Source organism: Helicobacter bilis (assembly GCF_900198365.1).
In the GTDB taxonomy this organism is placed as follows: Bacteria; Campylobacterota; Campylobacteria; order Campylobacterales; family Helicobacteraceae; genus Helicobacter_A; species Helicobacter_A bilis_B.
In genome coordinates, this window is record NZ_FZMS01000025.1 from 1 (window position 1) to 21,741 (window position 21,741).

Annotated in this window: 18 protein-coding genes; 6 read left to right on the plus strand and 12 right to left on the minus strand. The window is 35.4% G+C overall.

Features of this window, described 5'->3' with window-relative positions; genetic code table 11:
* Nucleotides 1-356: 356 nt before the first annotated feature.
* Both leuC and C6H08_RS03955 read right to left on the minus strand, forming a co-directional pair.
* Complete coding sequence (leuC, locus tag C6H08_RS03950; RefSeq protein WP_034562641.1) at nucleotides 357-1,619, minus strand: 3-isopropylmalate dehydratase large subunit; 1,263 nt, start codon at nucleotides 1,617-1,619, stop codon at nucleotides 357-359.
* Complete coding sequence (locus tag C6H08_RS03955) at nucleotides 1,610-1,858, minus strand: NAD(P)H-dependent oxidoreductase (RefSeq protein WP_233708477.1); 249 nt, start codon at nucleotides 1,856-1,858, stop codon at nucleotides 1,610-1,612. The genes leuC and C6H08_RS03955 overlap by 10 nt, the downstream gene beginning before the upstream one ends.
* Before the next feature lie 257 nt (nucleotides 1,859-2,115).
* Between C6H08_RS03955 and gatB the strand changes: the two genes are divergently transcribed.
* The 4 genes from gatB to C6H08_RS03975 all read left to right on the plus strand — a co-directional run bounded on the left by gatB (nucleotide 2,116) and on the right by C6H08_RS03975 (nucleotide 7,120).
* On the plus strand, nucleotides 2,116-3,546 hold the full coding sequence (gatB, locus tag C6H08_RS03960; protein WP_034579750.1) for an Asp-tRNA(Asn)/Glu-tRNA(Gln) amidotransferase subunit GatB: 1,431 nt from the start codon (nucleotides 2,116-2,118) through the stop codon (nucleotides 3,544-3,546).
* 280 nt (nucleotides 3,547-3,826) lie between these two features.
* Nucleotides 3,827-4,975: a lipid-A-disaccharide synthase gene (gene lpxB, locus C6H08_RS03965; RefSeq protein WP_052099995.1), complete on the plus strand. Its 1,149-nt coding sequence runs from the start codon at nucleotides 3,827-3,829 to the stop codon at nucleotides 4,973-4,975.
* A 111-nt stretch (nucleotides 4,976-5,086) separates the two neighbouring features.
* Nucleotides 5,087-5,908: a UTP--glucose-1-phosphate uridylyltransferase GalU gene (gene galU, locus C6H08_RS03970; RefSeq protein ID WP_034562638.1), complete on the plus strand. Its 822-nt coding sequence runs from the start codon at nucleotides 5,087-5,089 to the stop codon at nucleotides 5,906-5,908.
* A gap of 138 nt (nucleotides 5,909-6,046) precedes the next feature.
* Nucleotides 6,047-7,120, plus strand: coding sequence for a hypothetical protein (locus C6H08_RS03975; RefSeq protein ID WP_034562636.1), 1,074 nt, complete (start codon nucleotides 6,047-6,049; stop codon nucleotides 7,118-7,120).
* Between the two features lie 247 nt (nucleotides 7,121-7,367).
* Here the strand turns inward: C6H08_RS03975 and C6H08_RS03980 are convergent, their stop codons facing one another.
* From C6H08_RS03980 to folE, 7 genes are all read right to left on the minus strand, one after another.
* On the minus strand, nucleotides 7,368-7,958 hold the full coding sequence (locus C6H08_RS03980; protein ID WP_004087284.1) for a phosphatase PAP2 family protein: 591 nt from the start codon (nucleotides 7,956-7,958) through the stop codon (nucleotides 7,368-7,370).
* Nucleotides 7,959-7,989: 31 nt separating this feature from the next.
* Nucleotides 7,990-8,748 carry a hypothetical protein gene (locus tag C6H08_RS03985; RefSeq protein WP_034562631.1) on the minus strand — a complete coding sequence of 253 codons (759 nt, stop codon included), beginning with the start codon at nucleotides 8,746-8,748 and terminating at the stop codon, nucleotides 7,990-7,992.
* 345 nt (nucleotides 8,749-9,093) lie between these two features.
* Nucleotides 9,094-10,203: a methyltransferase regulatory domain-containing protein gene (locus C6H08_RS03990; protein WP_233708478.1), complete on the minus strand. Its 1,110-nt coding sequence runs from the start codon at nucleotides 10,201-10,203 to the stop codon at nucleotides 9,094-9,096.
* A 23-nt stretch (nucleotides 10,204-10,226) separates the two neighbouring features.
* Nucleotides 10,227-10,637 (minus strand): hypothetical protein, encoded by a 411-nt coding sequence (locus C6H08_RS11875; RefSeq protein WP_233708479.1) that lies wholly within the window; start codon nucleotides 10,635-10,637, stop codon nucleotides 10,227-10,229.
* 256 nt (nucleotides 10,638-10,893) lie between these two features.
* Nucleotides 10,894-13,059, minus strand: a complete 2,166-nt coding sequence (locus C6H08_RS03995; protein WP_034579506.1) for a menaquinone biosynthesis decarboxylase — start codon at nucleotides 13,057-13,059, stop codon at nucleotides 10,894-10,896.
* A gap of 1 nt (nucleotide 13,060) precedes the next feature.
* Complete coding sequence (locus tag C6H08_RS04000) at nucleotides 13,061-14,287, minus strand: GHMP family kinase ATP-binding protein (RefSeq protein WP_034579504.1); 1,227 nt, start codon at nucleotides 14,285-14,287, stop codon at nucleotides 13,061-13,063.
* 64 nt (nucleotides 14,288-14,351) lie between these two features.
* Nucleotides 14,352-14,957 (minus strand): GTP cyclohydrolase I FolE, encoded by a 606-nt coding sequence (gene folE, locus C6H08_RS04005; protein ID WP_034562601.1) that lies wholly within the window; start codon nucleotides 14,955-14,957, stop codon nucleotides 14,352-14,354.
* 205 nt (nucleotides 14,958-15,162) lie between these two features.
* Between folE and C6H08_RS04010 the strand changes: the two genes are divergently transcribed.
* Both C6H08_RS04010 and C6H08_RS04015 read left to right on the plus strand, forming a co-directional pair.
* Complete coding sequence (locus C6H08_RS04010) at nucleotides 15,163-16,539, plus strand: MBOAT family O-acyltransferase (RefSeq protein ID WP_034562599.1); 1,377 nt, start codon at nucleotides 15,163-15,165, stop codon at nucleotides 16,537-16,539.
* A 16-nt stretch (nucleotides 16,540-16,555) separates the two neighbouring features.
* On the plus strand, nucleotides 16,556-17,644 hold the full coding sequence (locus C6H08_RS04015) for an SGNH/GDSL hydrolase family protein (RefSeq protein ID WP_233708480.1): 1,089 nt from the start codon (nucleotides 16,556-16,558) through the stop codon (nucleotides 17,642-17,644).
* Nucleotides 17,645-17,799: 155 nt separating this feature from the next.
* On the opposite strand, the gene C6H08_RS04020 is transcribed toward C6H08_RS04015, so the two are convergent.
* From C6H08_RS04020 to C6H08_RS04030, 3 genes are all read right to left on the minus strand, one after another.
* Complete coding sequence (locus C6H08_RS04020; protein ID WP_034562596.1) at nucleotides 17,800-17,997, minus strand: hypothetical protein; 198 nt, start codon at nucleotides 17,995-17,997, stop codon at nucleotides 17,800-17,802.
* A gap of 251 nt (nucleotides 17,998-18,248) precedes the next feature.
* Nucleotides 18,249-20,567 (minus strand): replication restart helicase PriA, encoded by a 2,319-nt coding sequence (priA, locus tag C6H08_RS04025; RefSeq protein ID WP_034579502.1) that lies wholly within the window; start codon nucleotides 20,565-20,567, stop codon nucleotides 18,249-18,251.
* A 12-nt stretch (nucleotides 20,568-20,579) separates the two neighbouring features.
* Nucleotides 20,580-21,044 carry a hypothetical protein gene (locus C6H08_RS04030; RefSeq protein ID WP_233708481.1) on the minus strand — a complete coding sequence of 155 codons (465 nt, stop codon included), beginning with the start codon at nucleotides 21,042-21,044 and terminating at the stop codon, nucleotides 20,580-20,582.
* Nucleotides 21,045-21,741: the final 697 nt, after the last annotated feature.

The following is a 21,741-nucleotide window of genomic DNA, read 5'->3' on the forward strand; positions in this document are numbered from 1 at the left end:
CCTGTATCCTTTTTCACCCGTCCCCTTATATCATTGACTTTAGATTCTATTTTTTTAAAAGGATATTAAATGGAGCATATGATTTTATCTTTGAATAGCCTTTGCATAACTATCTTAGGCATAAGTGTGGTTATTCTTGCAAAAAATTAGAGAAAGGAAAAACAATGCACAATAACATGATATAACAAAGAAAAAACGAAGTTATGGTTTTGCTTGAGAATAAGGAGACACAAGAGTAAATTTGTGCTTTGTGTAGAAATGAGCAAGGAGGGATAAATTTAAGGTGGTTTATTAAACATTGCATTAGATTCTAAGCCTGCACAATACAGGTTGTTTATCCCCCCCCCCCCCACAACTCAAATAACATCTTGTGGGGAGCTTAGAATCCCCCTTACCGCACTTGCTGCTGCCACTTCAGGGGAGCTAAGATACACTTCGCTTGTGGTATGCCCCATTCTGCCTACAAAGTTGCGATTTGTGGTAGAGACGCACTTTTCATTTGCTGCTAAGATTCCCATATGTCCGCCAAGGCAAGGACCACAAGTAGGCGTAGATACCACCGCTCCAGCTTTAATAAAAGTCTCTAAATACCCACGATTAATGCACTCTAAATAGATATTTTGCGTAGCAGGAATGATAATGCAACGCGTATTTTTTGCTATTGTTTTATCCTTTAGAATATTTGCTGCTACTTCCATATCACTTAGCCTACCATTCGTGCAAGAGCCGATGACAACTTGATCTATCTTTATCTCGCCCCACTGCTCTCTTTCTTTGGTATTTTCAGGCAAATGCGGAAACGCCACGGTGTGATCTATAGAATCTAGCTCAATATCAAAGACTTCTTCATACTCGGCATCTTCATCAGCCTTGTAGATTCTAAACTCCTTGTTTGTGCGTCCCTTAGCATATTCAATCGTAATGTCATCTACTTCAAAAATGCCATTTTTCGCCCCCGCTTCAATCGCCATATTCGCAATGCAAAGCCTATCATCAATGGTTAGATTTTTTAGCCCCTCTCCGCTAAACTCCATACTTTTATACAACGCCCCATCAACGCCGATTTTACCAATAATATGCAAAATCACATCTTTGCCACTCACATAAGGGCGGAGTTTGCCCTTGAGATTAAACTTCATCGCCTTTGGGACTTTAAACCACGCCTCGCCTGTTGCCATACCCACAGCCATATCCGTGCTTCCAACCCCCGTGCTAAACGCACCCAACGCCCCATAAGTGCAAGTGTGAGAATCTGCACCTATAATCAAATCGCCGATGGTTACAATGCCTTGTTCAGGCAAAAGGGCGTGTTCTACCCCCATATTCCCCACATCATAGTAATGCTTAATATCAAAGTCATTGGCAAAACAGCGGCATTGCTGAGATTGCGTGGCGGCTTTTATGTCCTTATTTGGTGCGAAGTGATCCATTACAAGTGAGATTTTGCTTTTATCAAAAACTTGCGTGAATTTAGCTTGTTTAAAGGCGTTGATTGCCACAGGCGTGGTAATGTCATTGCCTAGCACCATATCTAGCTTTGCCCTAATTAAATCATTTGCCTTGACAGATTCTAATCCCGCTCTATCAGCTAAGATCTTTTGACTCATTGTCATTCCCATAATTTGCTCCTTACTGATTGTTGTTTATCGTTTTGTAATGTCTCTAAATACTCTTGCATAGGCAGTGTATCTACCTTTGCACTAAAGATAGCAAAAGATTCCAAAATCTCGCAGCCACAATATTTAAACGCGCTTGTAAGCGGGCTTAAAATCGTCTCAAGGCTATATCCGTGATGCCCATCATAGCTCTCTTTTGCCCCGCCTAAAGTCGTAATGACTTGAAACTTCTTGCCTTGCAATAGCTTAGAAACTCAACCCTTTGGGTGGAACAAGGCTTGGGGTGCAAAAAATGGAGTTCAGATTCCTATCTTTTTGCCATCTTGTTTTTAAGTAAAAGAAAAACATGGTAATATTATACACTTTTTATTGACTGAAGGAAGCAAGATTTGTAAGATCTAGTGTAAAAAACACGCAAAATATCTAAATCTCATGAAAGATTTATGTATAATACGCGAACTAGCTAACAATAAATATCCTATGTAACTAAAGGGAAAATATGAGCAGTTTTGAGACAATTATCGGTTTAGAAGTGCATGTGCAATTGAATACGAAAACAAAGATTTTTTGTTCATGTCCTACGAGTTTTGGGGAATCACCAAATACAAATGTGTGTCCTGTGTGCTTGGGATTACCGGGGGCTCTTCCTGTGTTAAATGAAGAGGCGGTAGCAAAAGCTATATCTTTTGGAACGGCAATCGGGGCTACGATACATCAAGATTCTGTATTTGCGCGTAAAAATTATTTTTATCCAGATTTACCAAAGGCATATCAAATCAGCCAGTTTGAGATTCCAATCGTTGGCAAAGGGCAGCTTGATATTGAGGTTGATGGGGAAGTAAAAACCATAGGTATCACGCGCGCACATTTAGAGGAAGATGCGGGTAAAAATATCCATGAAGGCACGCATTCAAAAATTGATTTAAATCGTGCTTGCACGCCGCTTTTAGAGATTGTGAGTGAGCCTGATATGCGTAGTAGCAATGAGGCGATAGCTTATCTAAAGAAGCTACATTCTATCGTGAAATTTCTTGGTATAAGTGATGCGAATATGCAAGAGGGAAGCTTTCGTTGTGATGCAAATGTGTCTATTCGTCCAAAAGGTGAGAATAAGTTTTATACAAGAGTTGAGATTAAGAATCTAAATAGCTTTAAATTTATCCAAAAGGCTATTGAATATGAAGTAGCAAGACAGCAAAATGCCTTTGAAAATGGCACTTATGATACTGAAGTCTATCAAGAAACACGCCTATTTGATACCGATAAAGGCGTAACAAAATCTATGCGTGGTAAAGAAGAGAGTGCAGACTATCGCTATTTTAATGACCCAGATTTATTGCCTGTTTTTCTTAGTGATGAGTTGCTAGAGAGAGCTAAAAATATCCCTGAAATGCCAGATTCTAAAATCAAGCGGTATATAGAAACACTTGGCATTAAAGAGAGTGATGCAAAGGTATTAGTGCAGGATACTGATATGGTGCGATATTTTGAATACATGGTAGAAAAGGGTATATCGCCGCGTCTAGTATGCACATGGTTAAGCGTAGAGTTGCAAGGGCGACTAAAAAATGGTAACACACTTGCTACTTGCGGTATTAATGAAGCTACATTTGCAACATTATTGCAACGCATTGAATCTCAAAAGATTAGCGGCTCTGGTGCAAAAGAGATTCTTGATGTGCTAGTGGAAAAAAGAGGTGGTGATGTTGATATGCTGATTAAGGAATTAGGTCTAGAGCAAATCAATGATGATGGTGCGATATTACAAGTTATTGATACACTTTTAGCAGCAAATCAAGATAAAGTCGCAGAATATAGGGCAGGTAAGGAAAAAATGTTAGGCTTTTTTGTAGGGCAAGTGATGAAACAAACAAAGGGTATGAATCCAGCAAGGGTAAATGAGCTTTTAAGAGAGAAATTAAAGGGATAAATATCTATGATAAAAGTCTATGCTATGTAATAAATAATATGAAAAGAAGAGATGTTTAACAAAAAGCATACAATAAGCTTTATGCGTGTTAAACATATATACAAGTTATTCTAAATTATTGTTGATTTGAGTTTAAAAAAAAGAGGGAGAACCCCTTTGTTAAAATCCATGTTAAAGCTTTTGCTGCATTCAATACAACAATCACCAGAATCTCAAATAAAGACGATTTAATAAAACAATATAGAATCTTAAATCATAATAAAATACAATAAGGATAAAAATGCAAGATATTACAACAAATAAAGATTTAATTACTAAATCTAGCACAAAAGAACTTAAAATCTTTGTCAGTGCGCTTGAGCCAAGCTCTAATCTACACTTAAGAAATCTCGCGAAAGTTTTGCCAGAATCTTGCACACTCATTGGTGTATGTGAAAGTGAGATAGGACGGCAAGTTTTAAGCCCTAGTGAGTTTGCCATTATGGGTTTTAGCGATGTGGCAAAAAAGATTCTATTCTTTAAAGAGGCTATGCAAATTCTTAGTGAAGCAGCCCTTACATGCGATAAGATTCTCTTAATGGATAGCTCATCATTTCATCTAAGACTTGCGAAAAAGATACGAGAGAAAAATCCAAATATTCCTATTATGTATTACATATTGCCGCAAGTGTGGGCGTGGAAAGAGTGGCGTGCAAAAGAGATTGAGAGATTATTTGATAAACTTGCGTGTATCTGGCCCTTTGAGCTGCACTATTATGAAAAAAAGGCACGATATGTAGGACACCCGCTACTTGATATTTATACAGAATCTAAGCAGTTTTATAGTAAAGATTCTAATATCTTTGTATTTATGCCCGGCAGTCGCAAAAGTGAGATAAAAAAGCTTATGAATGATTATAGAATCTTAGCTAAAAAGCTTTTAGAAAAGCATGAAAATGCGATCTTAAGACTTATTATCCCAGAGAAATTCCGCGATACAAAAATGATGGAAATATATGGCGATATAGATATGTTTCATCTAGTGTATAATACGCAAGAAGGTTTAAGTAATGCGTCCTTTGCCTTTGTGTGTGCGGGGACTGCGACACTTGAGGCAAGTCTCATGCAGATTCCATTTGTGCTTGTCTATCGTGCGAAATGGATTGACTACTTTATCGCAAGAATGTTTGTAAAGCTAAATTTTGTTGGACTAGCAAATATCATTTATCAAGCTATGCTTAAAGAAAATGGCAAGGATATTAAAAAAGCTGGGCTTGGTGATGATTACTTGCATGAGGAGCTTTTACAAAATGATTGCAATGCTAAAAATATGCTTAAAGCTTATGAAAACTTCAACTATCAAAAATATTTTGAAGGCGCATCTACACTACGCAAATATCTAAAACATGGTAGCAAGGATAATGTGGCAAAATGGCTACTTGAGCCTTGATTTTAAGTGTTTTATAGCAAAGAGGGCATAGAATCTTATGAAGTCAAAAATGTAATTCACATTATTTTTTGTATAATTAGATTTTGCGAATGAAACTATAAAAGGACAGAAATGATAGAGACTTGTTTATTCCCAGCAGCAGGTTATGGCACGAGATTCTTACCTGCGACAAAGGCAATGCCAAAGGAAATGCTACCCATTCTTACCAAACCACTCATTCAGTATGGCGTAGAGGAAGCCCTTGATGCAGGCTGCAGGACAATGGCGATTGTTACAGGGCGTGGTAAAAGAAGTATTGAGGACCATTTTGACATTAGCTATGAGTTAGAGCATCAAATAAAAGACACTTCAAAAGAGACTTTGCTAAGTGAGATACGAAATATTATGGAAACTGCTACTTTTAGTTACACACGGCAAAAGGAAATGCGAGGTTTGGGACATGCGATACTTACAGGCGAAACACTTGTGGGTAAGAATCCATTTGCAGTGATTTTAGCTGATGATTTATGTTATAGCGAGAGTGAGGGGGTGCTTACTCAAATGATGAGAATCTATGAAAAATATCGCTGTTCTGTCGTAGCTATCGAAGAAATAGATTCTAATGAAGTCCATAAATACGGCATTATCGAAGCCGATATGCTAGAAGATGGAATCTATAAGGTAAAATCCATGATTGAAAAGCCTAGCATTGAAAAAGCCCCAAGCAATCTAGCCATCATTGGCAGGTATATCTTAACGCCTGATATTTTCAATATTTTGCGTATGACAAAGCCCGGCATTAATGGTGAGTTGCAAATTACAGATGCACTTTTAGAGCAGGCAAAGCTAGGAAGAGTTATCGGCTATAAATTCAAGGGAATCCGCTATGATTGTGGCAGTATCGATGGCTTTGTGAAAGCAACAAATGATTTTTATAAACGATCACAAAAGTAACACTTTTTACATTGATAGCTTCAACTAAAAAATTAAAAGTATGCGTATTTCACAGATTATAAAAGTTGTGCTAGAATGCTCGATTAATTTTTCAAATGGCATACATAGCTACAATATCTGTTGTCAAAGGAATTTATTATGAATAGACTTGCACGAAAGATTGTGCTTTTTGGCGCGGTCATCATTGCGATATTGCTTATAGTGCTTTATTTTGCATCAAGGAAAATGTTGCAAGAAGTAGAAAGCCGTCTTAATCAAGGTATGGAGTTTGCGCGCATTCAGGTAAAAGAAGCCCAAAGCAGCCAATATGGTATTCAAAGCTTTGATTATACACCATTTAAATGTAGCGGACTTATGGATTATAAGTGCAAATCTGAAAAGATAACCATTTATATGGACGACTTTACAACCTCACACCATGATATACATGAGAGCATACGACTTCACAATTTTACATTGAGTAGCGAGGATATAAAGAGTAAAAATCATCTTTCATTTAGGGTAAAAACAGATATAGAATACCCAACTATGAATAAATTTTTTGGAGATTCTACAAAAGAGCCACTCATTGCATTTTTTAATCATAGTGCCGACTCGTTACTACCAAATAGACTAGAATGTGAGCAAGACTATCTCTACAAGACTGATGAAGGTGCATCGCATACAATCACAGCAAACACACAATGTAATCTCATATCACAAATGTTTAGCGCCAATACAGAATCTGTAAATGTTTTCACACCAAATGCCGAACGCACACATATAATTGGGATTCTATATGACATAGCAATGGCTATGAATGGGGATTCCAATAAAGAGGAACTGCAAGCTCAAAATATCCCACACGAACTACTTTCATTAAAATTTAACATTCAGCCAAAACAATCATTTAAGGATTTTCTAGCAGCCAATGATAAGCTTACTTCAGAGCAAAAAAAGACCTTAGAAACACAATTTGAAGCAAATCTAAGTCTTATGAAACTCATCGGTACGCCTTTCCTTGCATCATACATAGGCACAAATAGTCAAACTCTCATACAAGGCGTAAGTGATATTATGCAGAACAAATCAAAAGAGCTAGGCATTCAACTCACACTTAAAAATCCACCAAATTTTCAACCATTGAAAGTCTTTAAAAGCATGAGTGTAACAGACTGGCTAAGTTATTTTAATAAAAACTACGACATTATAGTCAATACAAAAGAGCAATAAAGATTATAAAGTAGTAGGCACAAAACCCCTTGTATTACGATTTTTGAGATTGCACTTTTAGTTCTCAAATTTATCTCTTTGATATTGAAACATATTAGGCTTCATGCAACAATGAATTTGAATTCCATATGGGCTAATATTTCAATTTGCAATAGTCTTTTATGCTTATAAACCTGTTAATCACGAAGGACTCAATGCGTAAAAACATATAAGAAACTAAACATTCTCATTGATTCTATGACAAATCTTACCACCGATAATGCATATTAACACCATAAAAGCTACCAAAGCGATCGGCACTAATTTCAGGCGTTACGATAAATCTTGTTTGCGGATTATATCGCGTAGTAAAGACATACGCCCAGCCCCATGCTATCGCACTGCCGATTGCGACTTGCCAAATTGTGTGTTTTTTAGCATATACGCGAGATGCTGCGGTAACCACGCCAAGCCCTATAAGTGGCAATGCAGGTTTCCAACCATAGCGATAATACACAAAACCAGCGGCACTAAATGCACCACCAGCATGTCCGCTAGGCATACCTTTATAGTCATCGCAGCAAGGTCGTTTTGCAAAATCTATGCTTGTGCCATTGAGATGAGCGTATTCAAACCCCCTTTTGATAAGCTCTATTGTGCCTTGTGTGGCAAGAGAACCAGCGGCAAGTTGAGCTGCCCCCTCATAATCACGCATACCAAGACTAACGATTAACACGCCAAATGGCGCAAGTGTCAAGATATCGCCTAACTTTTCAAACTCATCTCTAGCTTGCATATTTTGTGTAAATATGAGTAAGCATATGCATAAAATCTTTTTATATGTTTTAGATATAGACATTTATCACCTTATTCATTCCAATTTTTAGAATCTACTTTGCTTTTATGTGCGTAATCTTTTTGCATTGCAAATCGCGTTGTGCGATGATCTCATCAAGTGTTGTGCTAAAAAGTGAGCCTTGACATTTGACCTCATATTGTGCCACTAGCTTATAAAAATCATCGTAAGATTCTATAATGCCATTCATAAAAACATAGTGTTTTAACTCGCGTAAATCATAAATTGCATTGGCATTTGAAGCTATATTTAAGATTATGGATTGCAATGTAGTTTTTAGATCTTCTTTGCTTTTTACATGCTTAAAATCCTTTGTGTAGAAAAATAAAAATTGCTCTTGATTTTGCACATTTGCAAACTTTTCTCCATAGTATTTTTTATATGGATTCTTAGTGAAAGACTGCAATGTATAACCTGCTATCTCCCCATCACATGGATATTTTCTTGTTGTAAGCAATGATTGTAAAGTTCTTGTATATTGCTTATTAAAGCCGCATGTAAAAGTAATGTTAAGTTCTGGAATATTGGCTATTTTATAAGAGTCGTTTAACTCTTGTAGTTCGTTGATAGCCATGCTAAATGTTTCTTTTTTGGGAAGCATTTTTGCAATCTCTTTTACTTCTTCTAAAAATATTTTATCATTCTGCACATAAGCATATTTAATCGTATAGTTTGATGAGTTTTTAAAAGTATCTTGCATGACATTCATGCAGGAACTCAAACACAAACAAGCCAACACAATAACACAAAAATGTAATATATAAAACTTTGTTTTAATAAAATGTAAAATCATAAAAAACCTTATGTGGTGAGAAGTAGATAATAATCAAAGCTAGATTTTGTTGATTCTATCATGAAAATTTCATAATAGCGAGGTTGCCATTGACCTTTTAGACATAGCTTTGATTTTAAAATAAGTAGTATAGCAATAAAACACTTACAAACTCTTATGTTAAGAAGCATTTATATTGAAAAAAAGTGAAAATATCTTGTGAAACTAGATTTTTTATTGAGATTATATTTTGTCATTTTGAGATGAAGTCAAAATCTCTCTTATACAATCCAATCTCGAATGTTTTGCTTTGCTTAATAGATATCAAAACTTAACATCTGCTATAAACCAATATGCTACCCGATCTTACAAAATACCCAAATTCTTATAAAGCGGTATTTTTGGCAATAAATCCTGCAATACAGAATCAAGCTCTTTTATATTCTCTTTATCGCTTTCTAGATCTACACCAGCCTTATTGAGTTTTCTACCTTGTGCTTTGAGAATATCCCATGCAAATGCACCTAAACCTTTTTCATCAACGCCACTCATTAATCCATATAAAAACACTTGCGATACTTCATTAATCAATACACCGCCACCAATAAGTGGAGCAGCCGCATATCGCACATATTGCTTTTTGCACTGATTGCTGAAAATATGTCGATTGAAATCTATTGAGCGTTTTGCAATAGAATCTGTAATATCTTTATTTGTTACTGGGTGTGTATAGCCGCTTGTCATCATATCTGCGACAAGCTTAGCTAACTCTCGTATATGTAACCCCCCCCCCCCCAGCTGTAGCTGTGCCTCACGCATACTTTTTGGTGCATAAGAATCTTTTGCAAGAAATGCAATCATATCTTTCCTAATTGCATCAAGATCTTCTGCATCGCTATCAGGTATGCTTGTAAGTGTAAAGCGGGTATTGAGAAACTTATCACATATTTGCTGCCCTGATAGCTTTTGTGCCCCTTTTACAAATATATCATTTCGAAATTGTCTATTAAGATAGTAATCTTTTAGCTGCTCTTTTAATGTCGGTTCTGCGATTTGATCTAAAAAGGCTTGATTTTGCTTATTTAAACTAGAATCTTCATAATGCCACAAAGGTAATGCCCCACATGCAAATTGTAATTTACATGATTCCAAATCACGCACCATATCAACAAAGTAGCAACAATTTGCTCCATCATTAAAAAATTCATGTGCTAAATAGTCAAACTTTTCATTTTCGATTATTTGTGAGACTCGTGCTACACTTGGATTATTCTGCAGATAAAGCGGATTTGTCTCTAAAAAGTCTTTGAAAAATCCAAGTGCATTGCGGATTCGCTCGACTTTCGTACCAGATATGTAGTCATGATACATTGTAAGCAACTTGCGTGAAGACCATTTGCCATCCCAACCCGGAAAACAATTGTAACTTACATATACAATACCGCCAACTTTTAGATGATCGCGGATAATCTGCAAAATCACCTTTTGATTCTCATAACTTACCCACGACCATACACCAGCAATACAATGTAGTCAAACTCTGCTTCTTGCTTTTGCAATCGTTTATACAATAGCTCAAAGCTATCATCATAAAGCTGTATATCCGCGTTGCCGACTTTAGCTAAGTTTCGTGCAAATAGGGTATGCGATGGATTAAAATCCGTCCCAACAAAACTCATATCAGTAGTGGCAGCATGCACGCATAAACTCACACCCCTACCAAAACCCATTTCAAGATAGCTTTGCTTATCATTAGAATCACTGCTTGTTTGCAAACTAATGCAGTCGTGCTGACCGACATCAAAACCCGCAAAAGTGAGATTTAGATTCATAAAAAGTGGATTTAGATATGAAAAATAAGTATCAAGATACTCAATGTCTGTTACATAACCATCATTCCAATTTGCCATCAATAGTCCTTTAGTGTATTTTGTGTGCGATATTGTAGCATAAAACTAGCTTTGTGTATTGATATTGTAAATCCCAATTTTTAGCCTCACTCATGTTGCACTGCGAACACAACGCAATAGATATGACATGAAATCTAACTTTTTTGTCTTAGAATAATAGCTAACAGAACTAAACCTTACCTTTTACAAAAACAACATCAATATATCATACATCAACAACACAAAGCGTAAAACAAAAAACCATAAAAATCAAAATCTACAAAATCCCAAATTGTTTGTAGAAAGATTCATCAATATCTTCTAGTAAGCCTTGTTCTTTTAGGTTATTAAGGATAGCTTTGGAACAAAGTGTATCTTTAGGCCATTCTCTATCATAACCCTCTAACTCGCCCTTAGCGGTTGCATCTAAAAAAGCGCACTCTTTAATAATCTTTAAATCCCTTGCTATATCGATAGAATTTACCACTCGCCATACAAGCATATAATAATTTGTCAAAATATTATCACTATCTACAAAGATAAAAAATGCGGCATATTGTCTAAGGGTTTCATAGAATCTAGTCGCATATTCTAGTATTGGCGTATCTTTTTTGTTTATACCACAGATTATAAGCGGATTTTTATGCTTATAGATATGCAGAGATTCTATCTCATTTGCGATATTTTTCATAATTTTTAATAAGTCATTTTCGCTAATTTCTGTAAAATTATGAAGTAGTTTTTCACCACTTGCATCAATGCCTAGCTTCCCACTTATAGCAAAGCTTTCACACGCATGATCGAGTGCATCGCAGTTTCCCATAGTGCTATATAGCTTTTTAGTATCAATTCTATCAAGGATATAATCACATAGAATCTTGTAGTCTTTATGCAGACTCGGTGCTTCTTCACTCACAAAAAGAGCATGTTTTACAAAGCTCATCTGCCCTATACCAAAGAAAGTGTGCATCGTTTGCAAACTTTGTGCGGGATAGTCTGTCTTCACTTTTGCTAAGATGAGATTGTGAAATACGCCATTTTCTGGCATAGAGTAGTCTATAAGTCCATGTGCGCTTGTCTGCAAAAGTGGTAAGAAAAGCCGCTCTGTCATATAGCCCATATATTTATCTTCAAGCGGTGGCTTACCCACAACGGTGGCTAGATAGACTGGATTGTGCTTCATAGTGATAACACTCACTTGCATGATGGGATAAGGCTCTATTGGTGTGTAAAATCCTGTATGATCGCCAAACTTTCCTTCGGGGGCAAACCTGTTTGTATCTACAAAGCCTTCAATCACAATATCACAATCATGTGGCACGGCTAATTCATTACTCACACATTCAGCTAATAGCGGATTTTTAGCGCGTATAAGCCCATATAGCATAAGCTCAAAAATCTTTGGCGGCATAGGGGCTTGAGCGCACCATATATAAAGAGGGTCGCCACCTATGGCGATGCTTACAGGCATGAGTTTATTTGCCCTTTTGTATTCGTGGAAAAAATGCGTTGCATCTTTGTGAATCTGCCAGTGCATAAGCAATTCATTATGAGAGTGAATCTGTAAGCGATACATGCCTATATTATTAGATTTACCATCAAGGCTTCGTGTATAAACCTGCCCCATTGTGATAAATCGCCCTCCATCTTCCTCCCAAGTCTTAAGTATAGGCAGTGAAAAAAGATCTATTGAATCTTTTGTATAGATTCTCTCTTGACATGGGGGTTTGTTCTTATATTTTTTGGGGAAAACATGTCGCATAGCCCATAATTCTTTTAGCTTTGCAAATTTTTCTTTAAAAGTCTTTGGCATGGAGAGATTGAGTAGATTTTTCATCACATTAGCGATAGATTCTAAAGATTTAAAGTCGGCGTTTGAATTATAATGCGTAGCGATTAACTCGAGTCTTTTTTGCGAACCAAAAACATTCATTAGGACTGGGATATGAAAAGATTCTATATTTTGGGTGGTTGTGTTAGAATCTTGCTTGCTAGAATCTATGCTGTTAAAATTAGATTCTATAAGATTAGATTCTATATGTGCGGTGTAGGTTAGGTCTTGTGTCATTTGCGTTATTGGGTGTAGTTTTTTGTCATGTTGGGCATTACGAAAAGGCGAAATATCTTTTTTAGATTCCATGTTAGATACTTCGCCTAAAGGCTCAGTATGACAAGGTTTAGAATCTAGATTTTGAGAAGTTTCACTTTGCTTAGCATGACAATTACTAGATTGCATATTGTGTTGCGTGCATCCTGTGCTAGTCCCTGAAAGTGTAGAATCCTTATGTTTTCTATGTATAGGACGAGTGAAAAGCAGGGCTTTAGAATCTTTTTTCTTCACTTCTAAATAGGCTAAATGCGGTATCTCTAACTCAATATCAAGGGGTGTGTCAATAATCTTTAGTTCATTATGTGATTCTAAAAAGCGGATAAAATCTTGCATACTATTCCTTTATATTATGATTTATGCTAAAAAAGCTTGAGCCACTGCCACTAAAATACACATTGCCATAATCTTTATGTAGCCCTTTTGCAATAGCTTCTAACTCATAGAGATTACAAGCAGGTTTATATAAGTCATTAAGCGTGTATATGTCGTATGTTTGTAATAGCGTAATGGAATCTTTTTGTAAGTCTATATTATCTTTTTTAGAATCTTTTATAGCTTGTTTTTCTCTAGCAAATTCTTTATATACCGCCCCTGTATTACATGCGATAGTATTACAATGGATAAGAAAATGCGGTAATTTTTCATAAAAAGGCTCTATAATCTCGCCTGTGCCATAGACATTTGCACTAAGAAAACTAATAAAATAGCTTTGTCTTTTTTGCTTGAGAGAGTTTAAAAATATAGAATCTAGATTCTTGTCATATTTGCAAGTGTGGGCAAGAGATTCGCTCGTGCGAGTGCGTAAGCACGAAATATCTTTTTTAGATTCTATATTAGAATCTTGTTTGGACTCTTTTATCATTTCTAAGTCTTTAGATATCTTGCTACGCTCAACATGACAAATATTAGAATCCAAGTTTTCATCTTGCGTCTGTTTAAATAAAATAGAATCTAAATCTCCCTTACTTAAATCTTGTTTCACATAAAAATATGGTGTGATATGTGTGCTATTTTGCGTATAAATCATAAGGAAAAAGGCTACATCACTACCAAGTGCTTTTGCATATTGATATAGAATCTCTTTGCTGCAATTTAGGTTAAATAACTCATTGAGTAATAAAAGCATTAAGGCTGCATTCACACTGCCACCACCAAGCCCACCGCCAACTGGTATTCTCTTATCCACGATAATATGAATGAAGCAAGGATTAATATTAGAATCTATATGTTTTGCTAAAAGCATGTAGGCTTTATAAATGAGATTATCTTCTAGTTTGCAGTCAAAATTGCCATAGAGATAGCATTGTATTGCGTTATGCTGCTTTGTTGTTTCACTAAATGTTGTATATCTTTGCGGTAATTTTTTGACTAAATTTTGTTGTGTTAATGCTTCTTTATCTAAAGGCTCTTTTATAATCAAAAAGGAATCATACAAGCTACCCTCTACTAAGCAAAAACGCGATTGTAATGTATGAAGATTCCCTATTTTTTCACCTATTTTTAGTGTGATATTTATCTTTGGATAGGCTTTAGCATAATAAGCTTTAATTGTTTTAGTCATGTAGATTCTCTTATATTTTAAATAAAAAGGATATTATACATTATTGTTTAAGTTTTACACAAAGCTAAGTTTTAATAAGCTGCATAAACTCCATTCTAGTCCTTGAATCTTGTTGAAATAATCCACGCACAGCAGATGTTAGAATCTTTGAGTTTTGCTTGGCATTGCCACGCATTGCCATACATAAATGCAAGGCTTCACAGACTACCATAGCCCCTTTTGGTTTGAGTGAGTGCATGATTGTATCAGCGATTTGTGTGGTAAGCTTTTCTTGTATTTGCAATCGTCTAGCAAAGACTTCTACTAGCTTTGATAGATTTGAGATTCCAACGACTTTTCTATCTGGGATATAACCGATTGAGATTTTCCCAAAAAAAGGCAATAAATGATGCTCACACATTGAGTAAAACTCAATATCTCGCACAACCACCATTTCATTACACGCCCCATCGCTAAATACAGAATCTAAAATACTATTTGGATCTACTCCATAACCACTATACAGCATTTCATGCATCTTTGCTACTCTCTCTGGCGTTTTTATGAGTCCCTCTCTTTTACTATCTTCACCGATAAAGCAAAATAGGTCTTGCATGTAGCTTTGTGTGTTTTTTATATGTGTTTCTATATTTATTTTTGGCGTTTTTGATATGCTTTTTTTAGATGACATACTATTCCTTTTGATTTACTCTCAATTATAACACATAAAGCAAGATATAGCACTCATGCCCCTATATTCTTAAAGTGAAATATTATATAAAATCATTTCTAGAATCTTGCGTTTATTCTTTAAAATTTGTTACAATTTGCGTTTTTATTTTAAATATATTTTTACGATTTAGAGTAGTTAGAGTGAAGCTTATAATGAGGATATTATGATTTTTTTTACTTTGGAGTTTGCGATTGTATTCTTATTATTTTTCTGTTTATACTGGGGGTTAAAATATGTAGGCAGAATCTATCAAAATGCTTTATTATTGCTATTTAACTACGCTATATTATTATGGATTAATCCATATTTTGGTCTTGTAGTAGCCATATATACGCTTGTTATCTACCTTTTTTCTAGTCTTATTTATCTGTATGAAACGCGGGTTATGCTTACCTTATCACTTGGGCTTGTTGTGCTAAATCTCTCTTTTTTTAAATATTTTGCCTCCATTAAAGATAGCTTTGATATGATATTTATGCTTGTTGGGCTTGATGTCATTGATATTAATATCTTATTTCCTTTAGGACTTAGCTTTTACACCTTTGCTTCAATTACCTACCTTGTGTCTGTCTCAAAGACTAGAAAAATGGCTAGTCTATTTTCTTTAGCAACATTTTTATCATTTTTTCCTACTTTTATTTCTGGTCCTATTATGCGGAGTGAGTTTTTCTTCTCACAGCTTCATAAAGAAAGACATCTTGGCAAGACAAGCCTTATCTTTACACTGATTTTATTTGGCTTATTTAAGAAAGTATTATGTGCTAGTTACCTGCAAACCTATTCAGATTCTATATTACAAAATCCAGCAGATTATAGCTCCTTAACGCTTTTACTTGGAATCTATGCGTATGCAGTGCGCCTGTATTGTGATTTTAGTGGCTATGTGGATTTGGTGAGTGCATTTGCCTTAATGCTAGGCTTTAGCTTACCGCAAAATTTCAACATGCCCTATGCAGCAAGAAATATCAAAGATTTTTGGGGGAGATGGCACATTAGCTTATCGCTTTTTATACGAGATTATATCTACATTCCTTTAGGTGGGAATAAAAAAGGCTTTTTCTTAGCACAAATCTTTGTATTAATCTCTTTTGGTTTATCAGGTATATGGCATGGCAATACCTATAATTTTCTTATTTGGGGGCTTTTGCATGGATTTGGGACGATTTGCTTTAATTGCATGAGGGCATTAAAACTCTCTATACCTATCCCTTATGTAAGTGCTTTTATCACATTTCATTTTGTAACTTTTGCATGGGTATTTTTCTATTATCCAAACCTTGAAGATGCTCTCTTTTATTTAGAATCTTTCATGTTAAATAGCACAAAACCCTTTTTAAATACTGAGATTTTATTATGTATTTTATGTGCTATTCTCTTTGTGCTTTATCGTCCATTGTGTGAGAATATGGAGAGAAGATTCTCTATATTTTTCTACAAAATGCCTTTTATTTTGCAGCCATTTGTATTTGCATGTTGCCTTATTGTTATTATAGGATTTGGTCCAAGTGGCATTCCAAACTTTATTTATGCAGGATTTTGATATGCAAGGCACTAATATGGGAATAATACGCTTTGTTTTTGTGGGACTACTTACTATGCTTTGTGTTTGCTATGTGTATCACAGAAGTATTATTTCCTACATTGTGCAGCAGTATCATTATGCAAGTGATATGATTACCACAGAATCTTCATTTTTTTCATTTGGGGATATGATTGCAGCTAGATTGGAAAAAATGCGAGTTGCCATCTTTGAACCAGAATCTAGCACAATAGAGTTAGCCCTGCCACAATATGATAAATCACCCATAACAGACACATTGGAATTAGATGAAATCAAAAAGGAAGAGATTGTAGAATCAAATGATACTACTACAAAAGATTCTAAACTAGCTAACACAAATACACAAAAACCTATATTGCAAGAAGAGATTATAAATACAGAATCTACTTCTACTTACATACAAAATAGTGATAAAATGCTTATACTACCACCACAAACAAGGTTTTTGCTTATCGGTGATTCTTTAATGCAGGGTATTGGCATGGTTTTACCCCGTATGTTACAACAGCATGGTTTTCGCACAAAAAATCTTGCAAAGCAAAGCACAGGACTTACTTATCCATCATTTTTTAACTGGGAGAGGGCGACAATGCAAGCCTTTCAGCAGTATAAAGACATAGGCGTATTAGTCGTGTGTCTTGGGGCAAACGATCCATGGAATATGCCAAAAATGCGTTTTGGCACAGAGAGTTGGGAAGAAGTGTATAAAAATCGGATTCAAGCAATCATTAATATTGCAAAATCACATGGCACACAAGTTGTATGGTATGCAGTCCCTATGACAAAGAATGAAACTTTAAATAAGAAGTTAGCCTATCTCAACACGCTATACTATCAAGTCGTAAGTGCAAATGGCGGGATTTTTCTCACAGCTGATGCGATTTTACATAATGGCAAATTCAGTGCATATATAAAAGATAGTAGTGGAAGAAGTAGATTGGTAAGAGCCCAAGATGGTATCCACTTTACCCCCTATGGCTCAAGACTGCTTGCAAACACCTTGATAGATCGCATTGTCTTACCCAAACAAGATGCAGAGAATGAAGTAGATGATGATATAGAAAAACACAGAGTAAAACTATAATCGCAAGTCCTGCATTGATCTGATATGAGAATCTAAATGGTAGAGAGTGGGACGCAAAGGCACTTATAAGAGATTCTAAACTCTATATAACCTATAACCACAATCATGCCAATTCAACACGGAATCCCAAAATTTCACTATTTTCCTTCAATTCATTAATGACAAAAAGGTGGAGTTTCTGTATTCTTAGTTGTTTGTGCATAATTTTTTGTATTTATCTTTAGTGTATTAGAGAGTGCTAAAGCTGGGGCAGAATTTTTGTTTGCAGTGTATAACCTTGTGATTTTTTCTTTTGCAGAATCTTTATTTACATATTCTTTCTTTATCACATTACCTTTGTTATCATTAAGCATACTGCATTCTATTGCATTAGCATTTTATAATTTTCACTTTGCATGACTTCTAGTTGTGTATTTCGCATTTTTGACTTTACTTTACCAAAAGCAACCTTTCCATGTGTTTTTAGAATCTCAAGATGAGATTCTGTTGCATCGTTTTGATAATATGAATTTTAGAGTATAAGCAAAGCCGTGGCATTCATTGTATTCCTTTATATTTTTTTTACGATTATAATCTAAAACTTATGAGACTGAATATTTCCAAATCAAAAACTAAGCGGGTCTATATCAATATCAATGCAATTTTTTATATCCCTTGTCGCATGATTTAGTGCATGTTGCAGGGCTTTCTGTAATGTGAGATTATTATATGAGCGAAGAAGGATTTGATAATAATATTTCTTTTTTATTTTAAAGATACTTGCCTCACTTACGCCTACAATCTCAAAAGCATAGTCATTTTCACACTGAATCTTATGTAAGATAGAAGCAAATTCTTTTGCAAGATTATATGCTTTTTTCTCACTGCTATGTCCAAAGCGAAGCAGGGCAAGGCGGCAAAAAGGCGGATACAATGGGTTTCTCTCATGTAATATATAATGCAATACTTTTGTATAATCGCCCCATAGATTATTTATAAGCCCAAAATCTTTTGTTTGCACTAAAATATTTCCATGCTTTTTTCTCCCACTTCTCCCTGCGACTTGGTAAAGAAGTGAAAAACTTGTCTCATGCGCCCTATAATCTGGAATCTGCAGCATATAATCCATGCCAATAATCACACTCAAAGTAACATTGGGATAATCATGCCCTTTTGCTATCATCTGTGTGCCGATTAGAATATCGATTTTTTGCTCTCCAAAGTCATGCAATAGGGCTGTGAGTTTTTTTTGTGTGCTAACATTATCTCTATCAAAGATGGCAATATTTGGCGTGAGATTATGAGATAAAAGGGCGGTTTCTAACTCTTTTTTAAACTCTTCTGTCCCCATACGCACGCCACTTAGCATATCACTACCGCAGGTGTTACAAGCCCTCGGGATTTGACTTGTAAAGTTGCAATAATGACACACAAGTGCATTCTTTTTACTATGCAAACTAAGCGTAATGCTGCAATTTGGACATAGAATCTTTTGCTTGCAAGTCCTGCATAACAAAATCTTAAAATTCGCCCTTGTTGGCAAAAAGATAATGACTTGCTCCCCCTTTTCAAGTGTGCTAGTGATAGCATGAAGTATATGCAAACTTATGCCGATTTGCTCACTTTCATCATAATGCAGTGTTTGTGTGCTGTTATGAAATTTATTTTGCAAATGCAATAAATAGTTATGCTTTTTAGCTAAATAATAGCTTTTAGGGCTTGGCGTGGCACTGCCTAATATCACTTGAATGCCCTTTGTGCTTAGGAAAATGGCTAGATCTCTTGCGTGATATTTTGGATTACTCTGTGATTTGTAGGAATCATCATGCTCTTCATCGACAATGATTAAGCCTAGATTCTCAAATGGTAAAAATAAAGCACTTCTTGCCCCTGCAATGATTTTTAAGCTCCCATTTTGCAGGGATTGTAGTATCTTTTGCTTCTGTGTAGCTGTGCGTTTGCTATGCCATGTGTCAGCTAGGTTTGGAAAAGCGGTATTTAATCGCTCTTGCATTTGCGGTGTGAGTGAGATTTCTGGCATGAGTAGTAAGGCTTGTTTGCCCTCTTTGAGAGTTTTAGCAATAGCATGGAAATAAATCTCAGTTTTACCGCTACCTGTTGTGCCAAATATAAGGCTTAAAGGCTTTGTGCTGCATTCTTTAAAGACTTCTTGTTGATTGCTTGATAGTGTTTTTAGATTGCATAGGATTTCTGTTTGTGGGAGATTAGATTCTATATTCTCTGTCAAATCTAGGTGAGATACGGGGCTTAGGGCGTAATTTTTAGAATCTAGATTCTTATCCAAATGGGTGGGTGCAGGGTGTAAGGGTGCAAAATTATTAGAATCTAGATTCTGTAAAAATTCGCCCTTGTCTATGCAATTTGAATGATTGATTGAATTAGAGGGGTAGTCATTATCGTTTAGATAACTCCTACCCTCTAATTCAATCAAAGCCTCCAAAGCCATAGAACAATTACTAGAATTTGTGGTTTTATTTGCGTGGTTTGTTGGTGTAGAATCTAGATTCTTGTCATATTTAGATTCCATATCAAATGCTTGCTTACATTTAATATGATGATTAGATTCTAAATCCTCGTTTTTTTGCAGTGTAAAATTTGGCGGCCCACTTGAGTGAATGTTAGATTCTAATCTCATATCCTTTGCTGTAAAAACTTGTGCGGTAATACCTATGCTTTGCATATAATAAGCACTCATAAAGGGCAATAAAATGTGTTGTGTTTGTGTATAACTAAAATGTGATTTTTTAGCTTCAAGTATCTCAAACTCAAAGCTTTGATTTGATACTATCTGCACGATTATGCCTAGCTCCATTTTATTGCGTACGCTTACCTGCATGATATCATATAGCACAACTTCATCGTGCGTATAATAAGTAAGCGATGCAAGATTCCTATTAATAATTGCAACGACAATAAAGCACATAATACAATGAAACTAAGATTCTAAAGCGTGCACGATACGCATAAGCTCTTGTTCTGCGACACTTTGATCTCTAAGAGTTGTTACAAAAAGTGTTAATAGTTCTTCTAGCGTGTATTGCTTTTGTGCGAATATGCTTACAATCTTTTGACGACAGATAGAATCTAGCTTTTCTAAACTTAGGCAAAATCTACGACTTTCAACTTGTATTGTAAGATGTGTTGGGATTGCGGTTGTGTCTTGTAAAACCTTTTGTGTGTTATTGCTGTTTATGGAATCTTTAGAAGTATCTTTATTAACACAATCAGTATTCACAACATTAGACATTAATGAATCTGTGCTTGTTGCATGAGAGTTTGGGATGTTGGGGACCTCTCCTTGTTTGATATGATAGCCAATAGATTCGGTCTTTTTGCTATCTTGAACCTTTAAAAAAGGTGAAATATCCTTATTCGAATTTGTTTTAGATTCCAGATTCATTCTATGTCCTGTGAGTCCGTTGTGCTGGTATGTGTTTTTTAGTAAATGACACAAGTGTGGCACACAATGGCACAAAAAAATACAGCTTAAAAAGCTTTTTGGATTATAACAAAAATTTTTAAATGCGATTTTTGTGGGCTAAAATGTGGCGTGAAACATAAGAAGCAAATAGCGATATACAACCAAGTAAATTCCTAGTTTTTATGCGATAAACTATTAAGAAATTTTGGGTCGCTTAAAGTGTGGCGTGTGGGCGGTATCTCAAGACAATCTGTTTTAAAGCAGGATTAAGTATAAAGCCATGCAACACATAGCATTATGCTTTTTGTTTGCATGCAAATTAGACATAAACAAAGTGAAACACACAAAAAAACATGGTGCACAACAAAACTTGGTAAAAAGGCTTTTTGCGTGAATTTTACATGACTAGATAAGCTAAAAATCACAACAAAAGAATCCATTTTATTGCAACAAATCGAGTTTGTGAATAAAAAAGTGATTTTTTTTGGTATCGCCTTTGACAATTTTATTAACAATCACAAATATGGGTAGAGGGTATTTATATAGGTGCTTAAATAAGCTAAAAAGATGAGGGTATTGCAATAACTGACTACCACAAAGATGTAAGAGAACAAGATTTTTTAGAAATTCACAACAAAAACAAAGCATAGCACAAACAAAAGATTATCAAATCAAT

Coding starts and splice junctions, on each gene's coding strand:
- C6H08_RS03975 (WP_034562636.1), top strand. CDS start 6,047: ATGAATAGACTTGCACGAAAGATTGTGCTTTTTGGCGCGGTCATCATT.
- C6H08_RS11875 (WP_233708479.1), bottom strand. CDS start 10,637: ATGGCAAATTGGAATGATGGTTATGTAACAGACATTGAGTATCTTGAT.
- folE (WP_034562601.1), bottom strand. CDS start 14,957: ATGTCATCTAAAAAAAGCATATCAAAAACGCCAAAAATAAATATAGAA.
- C6H08_RS04010 (WP_034562599.1), top strand. CDS start 15,163: ATGATTTTTTTTACTTTGGAGTTTGCGATTGTATTCTTATTATTTTTC.
- C6H08_RS04030 (WP_233708481.1), bottom strand. CDS start 21,044: ATGAATCTGGAATCTAAAACAAATTCGAATAAGGATATTTCACCTTTT.
- C6H08_RS04015 (WP_233708480.1), top strand. CDS start 16,556: ATGGGAATAATACGCTTTGTTTTTGTGGGACTACTTACTATGCTTTGT.
- gatB (WP_034579750.1), top strand. CDS start 2,116: ATGAGCAGTTTTGAGACAATTATCGGTTTAGAAGTGCATGTGCAATTG.
- C6H08_RS04020 (WP_034562596.1), bottom strand. CDS start 17,997: ATGCTTAATGATAACAAAGGTAATGTGATAAAGAAAGAATATGTAAAT.
- leuC (WP_034562641.1), bottom strand. CDS start 1,619: ATGGGAATGACAATGAGTCAAAAGATCTTAGCTGATAGAGCGGGATTA.
- C6H08_RS03995 (WP_034579506.1), bottom strand. CDS start 13,059: ATGCAAGATTTTATCCGCTTTTTAGAATCACATAATGAACTAAAGATT.
- C6H08_RS03980 (WP_004087284.1), bottom strand. CDS start 7,958: ATGTCTATATCTAAAACATATAAAAAGATTTTATGCATATGCTTACTC.
- C6H08_RS04000 (WP_034579504.1), bottom strand. CDS start 14,287: ATGACTAAAACAATTAAAGCTTATTATGCTAAAGCCTATCCAAAGATA.
- galU (WP_034562638.1), top strand. CDS start 5,087: ATGATAGAGACTTGTTTATTCCCAGCAGCAGGTTATGGCACGAGATTC.
- C6H08_RS03985 (WP_034562631.1), bottom strand. CDS start 8,748: ATGATTTTACATTTTATTAAAACAAAGTTTTATATATTACATTTTTGT.
- priA (WP_034579502.1), bottom strand. CDS start 20,567: ATGTGCTTTATTGTCGTTGCAATTATTAATAGGAATCTTGCATCGCTT.
- lpxB (WP_052099995.1), top strand. CDS start 3,827: ATGCAAGATATTACAACAAATAAAGATTTAATTACTAAATCTAGCACA.